This window comes from Ruminococcus sp. RTP21204st1_B2_RTP21204_210225, assembly GCF_040914135.1.
Classification (GTDB): Bacteria; Bacillota; Clostridia; order Oscillospirales; family Ruminococcaceae; genus Hominimerdicola; species Hominimerdicola aceti.
Genome location: NZ_JBCPGA010000026.1, coordinates 19,595 through 33,865, shown reverse-complemented (window position 1 = coordinate 33,865; position 14,271 = coordinate 19,595). Strand labels below are relative to the sequence as shown.

Genomic DNA, 14,271 nt, shown 5'->3' with positions numbered 1-14,271 from the left:
CTTTATTTTATCAGATTTTTGCCTATCTCTCTTTTCTTTTTTCTTAATTTTGTCCAATATCTATTGTAGCACTACAAGCAAAGTGGATACAAAACAAAAAAACGCCTTGACAAGGTTTGATGGGTGTGATATAATATTACAGTGGTATTTCGAGGTGTGGCTCAGTTTGGTAGAGCGCTGCGTTCGGGACGCAGAGGCCGTGGGTTCAAGTCCCGTCACCTCGACCAGTCACTCGCCGTGACGGGCATTGTCCGTCATGGCTTTTTTTATTATCAGAACTTAACGCCGCAGGGGGAGTTTTTGTATTACCTAAAAAAGTAGGGTTATGCTTTGAGAAACCGAAAAGCGTAACTCTTTTTATTTTGGTCGAAACGCAGGCTTGAACCCACTGGTCAACGTCCCGTCGCCTCGACCAGTCACTCGCCGTGACGGGCGTCGTCCGTCATGGCTTTTTTTATTATCAGAACTTAACGCCGCAGGGGGAGTTTTTGTATTACCTAAAAAAAAGTAGGGTTATGCTTTGTGGAACCGAAAAGCGTAACTCTTTTTTTGTATGCTCCACATAGCAAAAGTGCCTTATGACTAGCATTAAGGCACTTTATAGATTCAATCTTTCCCCAACCTCTCCGAAATCTCCAGCACAAGCTTCTGATTCTTCTCAGAAAGCCTCGATACGCTGTCCATGATTTTCTGTGTCAGAGCAGGGTTTTTGCTGTCATCGTCGAAAAACTGCTGATGATAAAGATATAGAGCAGATAAAACGAACCATGCTTGAACGTGTCGAAAGTATCGAGCCTAGAATAAGAGATTATGCAGAAGAATGGCATATCAACATATTCAGACAAAAAGATCTCCGTTGGAGATATAAGAAAAACTCAGCTTATCACTACATATGGTGTTGGCGCTATAGTTGACTTTAAGAACGATACTGTTGTTATCGCTTCTACAGACGATTGGGACTATTCCCCTAATGACGCTGATGAGGTAGAAAATCGAAAAATATTTAATTTTTTAAGGAGCTTCATCAGCTTTTTGGCTTCTCCTTTTGTGATATGAGTTGTTACACCTTTAGATATCTCGCCGTCTTTATCCAACAGCTTTATGCTGCTAAGCGTTTGTAGATATCCGCACCACATTGCATACAGCGCTCTGATTTTCACTTGTCCAACTTCTTCTTTCCAAAAAAACAAATCAAACAGAATATCCACCACGTCTTTTACAAGAATGAATATCACCGCCGCCACCTGTCCCCCAAGAGATCGGCGGTATCTACACTACGCTACTTTTCAGTAAGATATTCATTCCTGTCAAACAACTGCTCAATTGAAAGATTTTTAAACCTCGGAATGTTGTATCCAAACGACGAGTTGAGAGCCTTTACAAAGTCTTTCGTATAGCCGTGATTTTTTAAAAGATCGTCCTCATACTTTATTTTCTCTTCTTGCTTTGTGTCATCTTCCCTTTTCGTGATACAACGCTGCATAACATAATGATAAATGGAGAAGTAAGAATCCACTGTACGAATATCTCCTATGTATTCTTTCAGTTCACGAACTACAGTAAGATGAGCAATACAGTTGCGGTATTTTCTTGTCATGCTGCTGTCTGCATTATTAATATCGACTTCAACGCACTTGCGCAGCCGCTCGTTCTTTTTCAAGAACAAATTCGGCGACTTATCACAAAGTTCACAAAGCGTCTGTGAAAGTATCCTGTAGTCATTTTTCAAGTTCTTTGAAGCCAACTCAGGAATTATCTCCTTATACAGCCCAAAATCACGTTCAAGGCAGTGTATCGCAATAACATACCTTGCATTGACATTTACAAGATTTTTTACCAGCAGATACATGACCGTAAGATAAAGCCCGATAACAGCCTTTGCCCTCTCCTTAGCCACGTTTTCTCTGCCCTTTGCCTGCTGTTTCACATTTTTGAAATCATCAAATCTGATGTTCTTTATCATTCTCGCAAGCTCACTGCGCTTTGCTTCCAAAGGACTGTTCATGTCAGGAAATTCCACACAACTCTTGTAATAACGCTCTATCTGCGTGTCAGGGATACCCCCAAGAACAAACATGACAACTTTCTCATTCTCAGCCACTTCTCTTATCTTCTGAGCGTTCGCATACTTGATAAGGTATACAAACCGAGAGGACTCGATAACATTGTTTGTTATGAAATTTCTCAGACCATGTATGCCCTTGCCTTTTTCTTTAAGTTTTAAAATCTCGCTTATCCTATCGTCCGTGATCTTGTCGTCTATACCGAGTATAGTCAGTGCGTCACGGAACATCGTAAGCTTCGCTGAAGCCGCAGGCTTTCTCATGGAAGCAATGTTCTTTACGATAAAAAGCTCGTTGGTTATCCTCTGGCTGTCATTGAACAGCTTGTAGCCAGCCGTAAGCTCACACTCAACATCAACAGCAGAGCTTTTCATTATCTTCAAAAACTCCTTGATGTTATCAAACTTGCTGATAAGCGTTGTAAGAAGATCGTTTATCTCCTTGCCGTCAAGAAAATATGTGAGCATATATATCATTTTGGAGAAATACAAAAGGTCAGACGCATTCTTCTTTTCGCTGTCAAGAATTTTCTCATCAAAATCCATGTCAGCCTTGCCAAGCTCCTTGATAACGTCACCGTTCATGTGGTCGGCGATATTTTCAAAATCATTCCTGAATTTGCCCCAAAGCTTTTCCGCTTCATCAGCATATATCCCCTCTTTTTCATCATCGGTCATTGAAAAACGCAGTTTGCGCACAAGAGCTTCGCCTGCGACAACGTCATTTCTGTAATAGTTGCAGAAAAGCAGAAAATCCATAAGCTTGTACATCTTTGAGCGCACAGAGTCATATTGCTTGTCCTTAAATCTGAAGCCGTATTCGTCCAGCATTTTCTCACGAAGCTTTTTGATAGAAAAACCGAGATTTTTCTGAGATTTAAGCACAATGAAATCATAATAAAGGCGTATGATATCATCAGCCTCATAGCCTTTCATCATATCAATAAGCAAGCTGATATTGACCTTGTTGCCCTGGACAAAGCCCTTATTTATAGAATCAAATCTCTCATCTACAAGATAGTCAAGAGTGTCTCTGTATTCGGAATCAATAATGTCAATAAAGCTGTAAAGGTACTCATCAAGCTCATTTGACTTATCATGGAAAACACTCTGCCTTATCTGCCCCACAATTGCAAGCATATGATAAACACGCTTTTTGTATGCCTCCGAAACTCTTTTATCTTTCGTCTTAGGCTCTTCAAGACCAAAATAGCCAAGACGCTTAGTTTTCAGCAGGTCATTAAACTTGCTAAGGCTTTTCTTGATATTACCCTTTACCTTATCGGAAAGATTACTTTTGTCAGGGTGAGTAAAAATATAATAAGTATTTTGGGCAGAAAGATACCCCATAAAATCATCATAACTTTCAGAACCCTTTACACCAAGCATATTGTTCAGTGCATAAACGATATTCGTCACATACACTGCAAGTATCTTTTCGATATCCAGAATGTTGTAAATAAGCTGGATATGTATATTATCATCAAAAGTCTTGCCGAAAAAGCGCTTTTCAAGCTCCGATTTAAGCCCCAACATATCCCCTCTTACAGGCGAGCTTTCACCGCTTCTGTGAGTAGGGTTTGAAGTATTTATCTCCACTCCGCTCTCAAAGCCATGCTTGCTTGAAAAAGTGATGTTTACTTCGTTTACACCACGAAGCTCGATATTGCTGCTGCCATCAGAGGAAAGCTGAGTTTGGTTGTAGTCATTATTATCCACCTCATATTCAAGCACAGCAGAATTGCCCTTGCCGAAAGAGGTTATGTACATTTTATTTTCGCTGACAAGAATAGACTTCATTCCTGCCGCCTTTACGGAGGATTTTTTCTTCTCTGCCGCAGGTGCAATGACCTGTGCAGCAGGCATGGCAGCGATCGCAGGAGCAGCGTTATTATTTATCTCAGCCGCTTTGAGCTGTCTGGCTTTTTTCTGAGCCTCACGCAGCTCTCTAGGCTTCATTTTATTCTTTTTTGCCATAAATATCACTCCTTATATTAGTTATCCCTTAGCGCATTGAGCGTTAAGGGATTTTTTATTTGTTATTTTTGATGTTAGACTTTGCCAGTTGGTGCAAATTCGCACCAATGTAGTAGAGTTCCTGACACGCCTAACACAGGTGTTTCGTTTTAGACTAGTGCAAATTCGCACTAGTGTAGTAGCAGTCTTGATAAAACTAAATCTATTAATGAGTTTTAGACTAGTGCAAATTCGCACCAGTGTAGTAGGGAAAAATTTATGAAAGTAACACAGATAGCATTTTAGACTAGTGCAAATTCGCACCAGTATAGTAGGAGTTTATGAGTGGTAAACAGTACTATAACGTTTTAGACTAGTGCAAATTCGCACCAGTATAGTAGCTAGAGCTAACAGAGAAGCTATTGCACTAGTGTAGTAGGTCAAAGTTGACAAAATAATCAATGATATTCTGTAATAAAACACCAAACTTATTTTATCGACGCTTTAATGTATATATTATACCATTTTCAGACACAAATGTCAATAGAAAGTGGCTGTTTTACATAAAGCATTTTCATCACCTCCTGTCTGTTGTAAATTCATCTCAGTCCCCAAGCTCCTTGACAGCTGCGATAGCGCAGTCAAGTACGGCTATAAGGATAGTCGTAAGGATCGTCTTTCCCATTTTTATCACCTCCTGTCCTTTGTTCTGTATACATTATACCACCTTATCATCGTCAACAAAAGTGTAATTTTCAAAAACTTTTTTGTCTATGTTTTTGCACATTTATCACGTTTTTACGGCATTTATATCACAATTTCAACAAAATAATTTTCTATGATATTGACAAAAAGTACATTTGTGATATAATGGATACAAGAGGTGATAAAAATGAGCATGACCCCAAGCACATTTCTGCCCAAGCGTGAGGGCGGCGTACCATATATCGCAGAGGTGCAATCCATACCCCTCTCACCCTCTGCTTATTCCGTCATTATCAAGGACAAGTCCATATTTGAAACAAGCCTTTCCCCTAACGGCAGCGTATCAATGTCCTCATTTCTCACAAGTATATTTGATTCAGCATATATCGCATCATTAAAATACAAAAGTGGCGATAACTATAAATATATTGGTATCCCGCTTCTGAACGCATTCGTAAAATGGCAGATCGAGGAGATCGATGACGGCCTTGATGATAAAAGCAAGAAGATAATAAAAAGCTATCTTATCTCAAAGCTCTCTGCAAAATACGAAAAGACCAAGACCGAAAATGCAGTGCGAGTAAGGCTCAGCATATGCCGTGACCTTTACGATACACTGAGCAGTGATGACCTTTATTATGAAAACAAGGTGTACAGCTTGACCCTAAGAAGATTTCTGAAAGCCGTGTATGAGGACTATGCCCTGCTGTCAGATTGCGAACGTGAAAGGCTCATTTTCGCCGACAATATCATAAAAATAAATGAAGTCATCAAACAAAACGGCAGCAGATATTACAGCTTCATTTACGCATATTCTAATATGTACAGCCGTGAAAAGCGCCGCATAAGGCTTATCCCCTACCGTATCGTCAGCGACGAATATAAGATGTATAATTATCTTGTCTGCCTGTCCGACGAAAAAAGCGCAGGCAAAGAGTTCAAAGCCGACAGCTATCGCATAAGCAGATTGAGCGGACTAAGCATCGCAGAAAAGCTCAGCCAAAAGGAATACTCCTCCGTCACCGAATACGAACGGCTGAAAGAGGGTCACGTCAAGTCCGTGAAGCACCTACTCAGCGACCCACGTTTTGGCAGTGATGAGAGCGATATCTCCAAAGTGTACCTCACCGAAAAAGGCGTTGAAATGTTCGGCAAAATACTCTATCAGCGCCCCATACTGAAAGGCAATGAAAAGCCCAAGCCCAACACTGTCAACGAGTTCATCTCCCCGCCTATCCAAGTCAAATACTATTTCAATAAGTTCGGCAAAGACGGCGTTATCCTATCCCCAAGCGACTCGTTTGAAGAAATGAGAACGCTGTATGTCGAGGGGGCAGAGGCGTATAACCGAGAAGTTGAGATGTGAGAATATAAATGAAAATTATAGCAAAAAAACACCCCTATACAGAAATATACTCATGATATCATAAATAGTCAGGCTCATGAGAAGAGTGAATATATGAAATTTATCTTTGTAAAATAAACCGACCCCATTCGCTAGACTTTTTGACCTAGCAAACGGGGTCGTTTCAAATATCAATATCATTAACTAAAAAAATCAAGACATAAACGCAAGCGTAATATGCGGATCACTTTACTTTTCTGCCGTAAACCTTGCCCACTCATATTCCGCTGTAAGCGGAACTGTGCCGTCAAAGGCTTTCAGCCAGCTGTCAACGCCAATGCCGTTCCACGCATTCATCATTATTTTACCAGGCGTAACAGGCAGATTTTCAGTAGCCTTGTATGCTTCCTTTCCGTCAACATACCAAGTTATGCTGTCCTCTTTCCACTCAAATGCGTAAGTGTGAAAATCCTCAGAAGCGTCAAAGCCAAGATCATACATATATTCGTGCTTGCCAACACCATTGGTGTAGTAATTGAACTGCACCTTTGTTGTATCCTTGCCAAGGACTTCAACATCTATTTCGTCCCAAGGATTATCCTCCGATGGACCTGTGTATGTAAAGAACGATGATACAACGCCGTCATTCTTTATGGCTTTCATTGAAACCTCATAAAGTCCATAGCCATAGTTCTCCTTTGAACGATACTCGCCGCCTCTGTACGCTTCGGAATCGCCCATACTGTCAATGGTAAGCTGCATTTTTCCGTCATTGAAAGTTACGTTATCTTCGCTCCACGAACAGTTGAACGGATCACCATTTGACCAGCCTGCTGAAATGGAAAAATCATTTGACGCACCCTTGCTGAAATCTGCCTCAACAGTGTATGGAGAATTGCTTTCCGTTTCCGCCTTGCTGCTGACATCTTGCGAAGAACTGCTGTCAGATGAAGCACCGCAGCCACCCATAGACATAACTATCATTGTGAGAATCGACATAGCCAAAACTTTTTTCATTTTTCATTACCTCCGAATAAATATCAGAATTTTATCTTCTATAAGTATTATAATTCAACAAATGTGATATTTATATCAGAAAAGTAATGCAAATATCAGATTATTAACATCAACTTATATTTTCGATCTGCTTGTGCTATGCTTGTTCCAGTTTGCACGGAAAAACTGATCTCTATACTGTTTCGGCGTAAGTCCTGTCTGTTTCTTAAAGCAGGCAATAAAATGGCTGTGCGAGCTGAAAGCAAGATAATTGGCTATATCAAGCGGACTATATTCAGAATATCTCAGCATATTTTCAGCCGCCTGTATCCTTTTTGACATAATGAAATCAGAGATCTTTACGCCAACTTCCTCTCTGAAAAGCTTTGAAAGATACTGAGGCGTTATGTTCAGTTCATCAGCTATCTGATTGACGGTCACGCCCTTGTAAATATTATCGAAAATGCAGTCAAAGCACATAAGGATATGCTTTGAGTAAACGTTCTGTGACGCAGCCTTTTTCATTTGCTTTGTATAATAAACGATGACTTCTTTGTGTACAGCCATAACGCTTTCTTCATTGCGGCACTCATCACATTTATTAATGTATATATCGCTTATGGTATACGCAGTTTCCGGGTCAAGTCCACCCTCAATGCAAAACCTGCACAGCATAGCTATGGTTATGACAAGATGATACTTGACGTTTCTAAGGTCGTCTTTGCTGAGTCTGCCCTTTCCGTTTGTATCCAGCGGCGTATACAAACGTTTGACCGTTTCAAGGTCGCCCTCCCGCACCGCAGAATAAAATTCCAGTTCCGTTTCATATGGTGAATGATGATAGTCATTTTCCTTTTGCATAAACTGCCGCTTAGACAATTCTCTGTTTATTTCCATAGCTTTCACCCCCTGCTTTTTAGCTTATTATATCATATTTACAGACACAAGTAAAGCCTCATATTTATAGAAAAAGGACGGCAAATCACCCTGCCGCCCTTTTTTCTGATAATTAGATATTATTTAGCCTCTTTCATTGAAGTCATAGCCTCGTCGATGAGATAATCTATAGCCTTTTCATTTTCCTGAACGACCTGTGACCAGCTCTTTGACTCCTGCGGATTCATTGTTCCTCTTATGGCAGTATCGCAGATAGAGTTAAGGTCGGCAGATACGCCCTGTTCAAAGTCAAATACAGGATTCTGTGCAGACAGATCATAGATAGTTTCTCTCATTTCAAGCATCTCATCTGTCCAGCCGTAATCGTCCTTGTACTGATCAAGGGTTATCTGATGTGCAGCCTCGTCAAGCTCTGCATAACGGCAGCATTCAAGGAAAGCTGCCACGCCCTCAGGATTTTGAGCGTTTTTAACAATGCTAAAGCCATGTACTCTTGAAGGGATATACTGTTTATCGCTATCAGCTGAGCAAGGAACAGGAACGAACATTACCTCTCCCTTTGATACATCACCATAGTTTACAGTTGTTGACGGAGCATTCTCAAGTGCCCAAAGTCCGATAGGATAGAAAAGCGTCAGACCTGTTGCCATTCCGCTTCCCTCTGCGTCGCCTCTGAGTTTCCAGTTATTCTCGTGCTTTGGATAAACAACATTGTTCTTCTGCAGCTCATACATCATATTCTGAGCCTTTGCTATCATAGGGTCAGAAATATTGTTTACAAGCTTGCCGTCTGTGATACCGATGAGCGGCACACCTGAAGACTGCTGCAAAGCCTTTTCATAATACCAGCCGTCGAGAGCGTATTTATCGCTTTCAGCGTCAGTAAAATCAAGACACATTTCTGTGAATGTATCCCAGTTCCACTTGCCTTCTTTGAAAAGCTCAGCAGGATCGTCATAGCCGTTATCTTCCATTGTCTGCTTGTTGTATACAAAAACATATGCAGGGTCTGTTCTGATAACGCTCACATAATGCTTATCGCCAAGCATAAACTGATCTGTCGCACCCTTTATGTCTGTCCAAAGAGGCTTTGAAAGATCGATATAATCGTCAATAGGCTCTATCATTGACTTTATAGCACCCTTAGGGAAAACGTCCATATCATCAGCACCGATGAAATCAGGTGAATCATTTGACATTACAAGTGCCGCAAGATCGTCAAACTTAGTTTCCCAAGTGGTCTGCACCCAGTTTATCTTACCATTATACTTTGTCTTGAACAAAGCAAGGTCAGCGCCTATCTCCTTGTCCTCTGCCTCAGTAGGGTTGATATCCCAATGTGAAAACCACTTTATTTCGTTGCTTTTGAGATCTCTCACATCTTTCATATCATCAGCAAGTCTTTGAACTATCTGCTGCTGATCTTCCTTAAGCTTTTTGTCAACTACCTTGCTTGATGAATCACTTGAACTTCCGCAAGATGCAAATGCTGAAAGCGAGCAAACAGCAAGGGCAAATGTCAAAACTCTTTTTGCATTATTCATAGCCATACCTCCGAATATTACTTTCTTCTCTTTGCAACGATCACTGCTGTGCCGGCAAGAGCGATAACAGCAAATGCTCCGCCAACAGCCGCACCTGTTTCTGCTGCCTTAGATGTATCGTCAGATGCTTTTGAAGATGTAGCCGCTGCTGCAGAAGTCTTGCCTGCATCTGCCTTAGATGAAGAAGCGTCTTTCTTTGACGTATCAGCCTTTGAGCTTGAAGCATCAGACTTTGAATCTACCTTTGAAGCATCTGTTTTTGAATCTCCGCCCTCGGCAGATGCAACACCGAAATCAAGCGTCATTGAAAGTGTGCCGCCGTTGAAAGCGCCTTCCTTCTCCCAGCCTGCGACCTCAGGACGAGATTTCTTTGTTACCTCGCCTGTTTCCTCATCGACTTCTTCAGTTGGTCTGATATGTATTCTTATTCCACCCTCTGGGTCCTCGTCCAATGAAGTGATAGAATTAATCGAATCAAAAACCGTTGTTGTGCCGTCCTCGGCAACGAACTTTGCGTCAGATATCTTAACGTCCACAGGATAAACACCATCAGGAAGATTAGCCACCATAACGCCCATATCTCCAAGAGTTCCCTTGCCTGACATTGTCTTGTCGGTGACAACTTTGCTTATCTTATATTCAACAGTTATCTTGCCAAAATCATCGATGCCTACCCAATCGCCCTGATTCCAGGTCCAGTCCTGACCCATATAAAAGCCCATTGCTCCGATAGAGTAATATGAGTCATTCATTTTTGAGTCCTCCTCTGACGGGTGAACAACATCGCCAAGCTTTGCTGCCGAAACAGAAACTGACATCATTGTTGCTGCGAGAACCGCTGCTGAAAGACCTGCTACAAATTTTTTGATCTTCATAACCTTTTCCTCCTATTTTTCAATAAAATTTTTTGCTAAAAGCAATTTATTTTGTTGTTTCTGTATATATTATAACTATGTTAACGTTTTGTTTATATCAAAAATGTAACATAAATATCATAAAAGTGTTTAATATCAAATTTATGAAAGATTATAAATATATGAAAACAGACCCACTTGATATTCAAGCAGGTCTGTTTATTCGGAAGTTATTATAAGAAAGTGACTATGAATTAATATGTTTATATTATACGCTTTGTTTTAAAATTATTATATCAATATTCAATTATTTATATCAAATAATTATCGTAAATAGAATTTTATGAGCAAACATCAATTTATGAAACTAAGCATAAAAAAACAAGCTCGGCAAACGTGACCGAGCTTGTCCAAAAATGGAGTTATATTAAGAAATGATCTATTAAAGATACTTTACCAGTTCATCAAGAACGCTGTCAAGATGTCCGTCAATAAAGCCATAGTCAACGTCCTTGTATGACCAAGCCGCTCTTCCGATAGAACATTTCTCAAAGGCACTGCTTATATCCTTGTACCAGTTAAGAGTATTTTCAGCAGATGCAAGATTTATAACACCGTATTCGCCACAATACATAGGAACATTTCTTTCCTCTGCGACCCTTACAGCCTCAGCAAATCTTCCCATAAAATAATCAGGCGTAAATTTCTCTGTCTTGACCTCCTCATATGTCTGCATATATTCAAGACCAAGACGCTTTATCTCAGTTCTGTATTTTGGGACGCTGCCAGGATAATCGATCCTGAAATCTCTCGGCATCTCATCTACCCAATAGGCAGCCTGATGAGTGAAAAGAAATGGGTCATAGCAATGGAAAGTATAAACTATATGCTCGTCATAAGGCTTATCAAGGTCTTTCATTGAATCAATAGAGTTGTTCCAGTAGCTGCCCACAATAATATTTATATCAGAGCTGTATTTTCTAATAAGCTTTATGGCATTTTCAACGATAGCATTCCACTTTTTGCTGAACTTAGGATCAGTTACCTCATTGAGAAGTTCAAAAGAGACCCTGTCAGAATATTTGCTGAAACGCTTTGCAAACTCTTCCCAAAGGTCATAGAATTTCTGCTGAAGCTCAGCGTTATCAAAGAATCCGCTTTCAGCCTGAGCCTTGTCAAAGAAAAAGCCCATTGTCTTATGGAGGTCAAGTATCATATTGATACCGTTATTTCCGCACCAATCGATACACTTCTGAACATAGTCGAAGCCGCTCTCTATAAAGCCGTTTTCGTCCTGAAAGATATTATAATCCACAGGCACTCTAACGTGGTCGCAGCCCCAGCCCTTTATACGCTTGATGTCCTCCTCTGTAATAAAATTATCAAGATGTTCCTTACTGTAATCGCATTGTGACAGCCAGCCTCCGATATCGATGCCGTGCATATAGCCATTAAATCTTCTCATATTTTTAACCGTCCTTTCTGATATACGTTTTGCTTACAGCTATATTTTAGCACTATGCGATCGAAAATTATATCATAATTTTAATATTCGTGTAAAAATCGTAACGTTCTTATGACGTTTTAAAAATAATTATCTAAACTATTGACATGCATTACGTTGCACATATAAAATTGCACTCCTCAGATTAGCGGATAGACTGTACATAAAATAATGCAAGACCGCCGCAGGTCACGAATTAATGTGACCTGCGGCGGTGACTTCTTTTATAGTTATCTGTGATCTAATTACCTTGAAACATAGCTAACATACTATTTCATATCCAGCGGATAAACAGGTCTTCTTATCTTCTTAAATTCACCGATTTTTGTAACGTCAGGATTATTGACACCTATACTCTCTGCTGTAAAATATACATATTCCTTGTCGCTAAAATTTGTCTTGTATGAATGGCCGAAGCCTTTGAGAACGAGAACTGAATATTTGTTGCTGTCAATGTCAAGATGTCTAAAAATATTTATCATCTCCGTTGGAACTTTATTTTCAGTTACAACAATATCTGCTTGTTCCGTGCTAATAACAGCTATGCGACCATAATCAGTATATGTTTCCCCATAATCTGCAAATTCTTCACCATTAGCTTCGCACATTGGTATTGGTTTGCAAATGAGTTTAGTGACCACCGCCGTTATCGGTAAAGGTCGTCCGTGCTTATTATCAGTTTTTCCACCAAGAAGTCCCTTTATAACAGCACCCTCTCCTGCTGCAAAAGCCATTTCCGTGATCTCTCTATCACAGATAGTTGATACCCCTATTTTATTTATACCGCCCTCAATAAGTTTATCAAGAATATAAGTACCATCAGCAGGACCGCCGCCGAGCGGGTCATCACATTCATCGATAACGGCATATTTCTTTGAAGGTGCACTCTTTATTGTGCATATTATTTTGTCAAGTGGATCAAGGTGCACAAAGAAACTATCTTTTTTGTCTATAAACATATTTGATATGTCATTACATATCGCCTGTGCATCGGATACATCTGTTGTCACCGTACAAATAATAGACGGACCTGCATTATATTTGTCAGAGCCATAAAAGCCTGCAAATGGTGATACATTGATAACGCCTGCCTGTTTCTCATATTCAAAAGCTTGGGCTATAAATGGCGTCATAGCACCACCATTTGTATCTGTATTGATCGCAGGCAAAAGGAGCGGTGGCTGAGCATATGCCGTTTTCATTACAAAGCCTTCTTCAAGCTGTCTATGATATATCTCCACACATTCCGATTCACGTTTCCTTATATCAACGTGAGGTTCTGTATTATAACCCAGAAGAAGTTCTGCATTCTTCACCATAAGAGGAGATACATTTGCGTGCAGGTCAAGTACAGCATATATCGGCGTACCTTCTCCAACAAGTGCCTTGATTGAGCTGAGCAAGTCCCCCTCACAATCATCAAAGCCTTCAACTACTGCTGCACCATGGAGATTGAGAAACACAACATCAGGCTTAGTAAAAGCGATCCTTTCAAGCATTCTCTCTTTTATAGCGACATATACATCTTTTTCAATAAGTCCCGACGGCGTAGCAAACGCAGCTGGCAGAGGTAATACATCATCATTATACTTTGCCAATGTCCTCAAAAAGCCCGTTATCTCACGAGCGTCGTTGAAATACTCCGTAAACTCCTTAACATCATCAGTATCAATGTAATCACGAGCTTTAAAGCTGTCAAGGTCTGTGCGTATAGCACAGAATGTATTTGTTTCGTGAAAAAAGCCGCCTACCGCCGCTCTCATAAAAATCATCTCCAATAGTCATTATTAAGGGTTTAACATTACCTTATAAAAATTATATTAAATTATAAAAGAGATTTCAAGGTCATAACACCACAATTGTCTCTGTGTTTTTTGCACAATTACTGATTATTGTGCACTCGCAACAACATTATTTGTAACTTGCACAACTTGATTAATCTTGTTTATTGTGATATACTTAGGGCATAGAAAGACAAAACAGAATATTTCAAAGAACAAAGACGTTATTTCCTTTTTAAAGGCAAATGGCGTCTTTTTTATTCAGGAGGTTGGATTACATGAAAAAAATCGAAATTATCACAAGAACGGAAAAGCTAGAGATTATCAAGAAGATCCTTGTCAATCACAATTGCCTTGGTCTCACCGTTTATTCAGTAATGGGTTGTGGACGTCAGAAAGGTCATATCAGCAAAGCTGAAAATGATGATGTTGCAACTAATCTTCTCCCTAAGATATATGTTATGACAGTTGTAAAAGACAGTGAGCTAAAGCTCATTATGAACGACATCTACAATGAGATTGGTACAGGAACACACGGCGATGGCAAGGTATTTGTATCTAACATCGAAGATGCCATGAGAATCCGTACAGGAGAATGTGGAGAAAATGCTTTGTAAGCAGTAAGAG

Annotated in this window: 10 protein-coding genes, 1 tRNA gene and 1 CRISPR repeat array; of the genes, 4 read left to right on the top strand and 7 right to left on the bottom strand. The window is 40.0% G+C overall.

Annotated features, from left to right (window positions below; genetic code table 11):
- Window positions 1–150 precede the first annotated feature (150 nt).
- Window positions 151–227 (top strand) — tRNA-Pro (locus AB5123_RS09680).
- A gap of 583 nt (window positions 228–810) precedes the next feature.
- The gene (locus AB5123_RS09675; RefSeq protein WP_278645595.1) at window positions 811–1,056 is read left to right on the top strand and encodes a hypothetical protein; all 246 of its coding nucleotides are present in this window, start codon (window positions 811–813) and stop codon (window positions 1,054–1,056) included.
- A 223-nt stretch (window positions 1,057–1,279) separates the two neighbouring features.
- On the opposite strand, the gene cas13d is transcribed toward AB5123_RS09675, so the two are convergent.
- Window positions 1,280–4,039, bottom strand: a complete 2,760-nt coding sequence (gene cas13d / locus AB5123_RS09670) for a type VI-D CRISPR-associated RNA-guided ribonuclease Cas13d (RefSeq protein WP_368364748.1) — start codon at window positions 4,037–4,039, stop codon at window positions 1,280–1,282.
- Between the two features lie 81 nt (window positions 4,040–4,120).
- Window positions 4,121–4,419: direct repeats of the CRISPR family, unit length 28 nt; unit sequence TTTTAGACTAGTGCAAATTCGCACCAGT.
- A gap of 491 nt (window positions 4,420–4,910) precedes the next feature.
- On the opposite strand from cas13d, the gene AB5123_RS09665 reads away from it, so the two are divergent.
- The gene (locus AB5123_RS09665) at window positions 4,911–6,089 is read left to right on the top strand and encodes a hypothetical protein (RefSeq protein ID WP_347503867.1); all 1,179 of its coding nucleotides are present in this window, start codon (window positions 4,911–4,913) and stop codon (window positions 6,087–6,089) included.
- 228 nt (window positions 6,090–6,317) lie between these two features.
- On the opposite strand, the gene AB5123_RS09660 is transcribed toward AB5123_RS09665, so the two are convergent.
- The 6 genes from AB5123_RS09660 to AB5123_RS09635 all read right to left on the bottom strand — a co-directional run bounded on the left by AB5123_RS09660 (window position 6,318) and on the right by AB5123_RS09635 (window position 13,626).
- Entirely contained in the window at window positions 6,318–7,085 is a 768-nt protein-coding gene (locus AB5123_RS09660) for a glycoside hydrolase family 16 protein (RefSeq protein ID WP_081856063.1), read from the bottom strand.
- A gap of 114 nt (window positions 7,086–7,199) precedes the next feature.
- Window positions 7,200–7,961, bottom strand: coding sequence for a helix-turn-helix domain-containing protein (locus AB5123_RS09655; protein WP_117864394.1), 762 nt, complete (start codon window positions 7,959–7,961; stop codon window positions 7,200–7,202).
- 119 nt (window positions 7,962–8,080) lie between these two features.
- Window positions 8,081–9,505, bottom strand: a complete 1,425-nt coding sequence (locus AB5123_RS09650) for an ABC transporter substrate-binding protein (protein ID WP_022288049.1) — start codon at window positions 9,503–9,505, stop codon at window positions 8,081–8,083.
- 17 nt (window positions 9,506–9,522) lie between these two features.
- Window positions 9,523–10,380 carry a hypothetical protein gene (locus AB5123_RS09645; RefSeq protein WP_368364747.1) on the bottom strand — a complete coding sequence of 286 codons (858 nt, stop codon included), beginning with the start codon at window positions 10,378–10,380 and terminating at the stop codon, window positions 9,523–9,525.
- Between the two features lie 421 nt (window positions 10,381–10,801).
- Window positions 10,802–11,824 carry a glycoside hydrolase family 5 protein gene (locus tag AB5123_RS09640; RefSeq protein ID WP_195249861.1) on the bottom strand — a complete coding sequence of 341 codons (1,023 nt, stop codon included), beginning with the start codon at window positions 11,822–11,824 and terminating at the stop codon, window positions 10,802–10,804.
- A gap of 308 nt (window positions 11,825–12,132) precedes the next feature.
- Window positions 12,133–13,626: a M81 family metallopeptidase gene (locus tag AB5123_RS09635; protein WP_337812478.1), complete on the bottom strand. Its 1,494-nt coding sequence runs from the start codon at window positions 13,624–13,626 to the stop codon at window positions 12,133–12,135.
- A 296-nt stretch (window positions 13,627–13,922) separates the two neighbouring features.
- On the opposite strand from AB5123_RS09635, the gene AB5123_RS09630 reads away from it, so the two are divergent.
- Entirely contained in the window at window positions 13,923–14,261 is a 339-nt protein-coding gene (locus AB5123_RS09630; protein WP_022288052.1) for a P-II family nitrogen regulator, read from the top strand.
- Window positions 14,262–14,271: the final 10 nt, after the last annotated feature.

Excerpts from the sequence above, each read along its gene's own strand:
- AB5123_RS09660 (WP_081856063.1), bottom strand. The coding sequence starts at position 7,085 with ATGAAAAAAGTTTTGGCTATGTCGATTCTCACAATGATAGTTATGTCT.
- AB5123_RS09655 (WP_117864394.1), bottom strand. The coding sequence starts at position 7,961 with ATGGAAATAAACAGAGAATTGTCTAAGCGGCAGTTTATGCAAAAGGAA.
- AB5123_RS09675 (WP_278645595.1), top strand. The coding sequence starts at position 811 with ATGCAGAAGAATGGCATATCAACATATTCAGACAAAAAGATCTCCGTT.
- AB5123_RS09645 (WP_368364747.1), bottom strand. The coding sequence starts at position 10,380 with ATGAAGATCAAAAAATTTGTAGCAGGTCTTTCAGCAGCGGTTCTCGCA.
- AB5123_RS09665 (WP_347503867.1), top strand. The coding sequence starts at position 4,911 with ATGAGCATGACCCCAAGCACATTTCTGCCCAAGCGTGAGGGCGGCGTA.
- AB5123_RS09630 (WP_022288052.1), top strand. The coding sequence starts at position 13,923 with ATGAAAAAAATCGAAATTATCACAAGAACGGAAAAGCTAGAGATTATC.
- AB5123_RS09650 (WP_022288049.1), bottom strand. The coding sequence starts at position 9,505 with ATGAATAATGCAAAAAGAGTTTTGACATTTGCCCTTGCTGTTTGCTCG.
- AB5123_RS09640 (WP_195249861.1), bottom strand. The coding sequence starts at position 11,824 with ATGAGAAGATTTAATGGCTATATGCACGGCATCGATATCGGAGGCTGG.
- AB5123_RS09635 (WP_337812478.1), bottom strand. The coding sequence starts at position 13,626 with ATGAGAGCGGCGGTAGGCGGCTTTTTTCACGAAACAAATACATTCTGT.
- cas13d (WP_368364748.1), bottom strand. The coding sequence starts at position 4,039 with ATGGCAAAAAAGAATAAAATGAAGCCTAGAGAGCTGCGTGAGGCTCAG.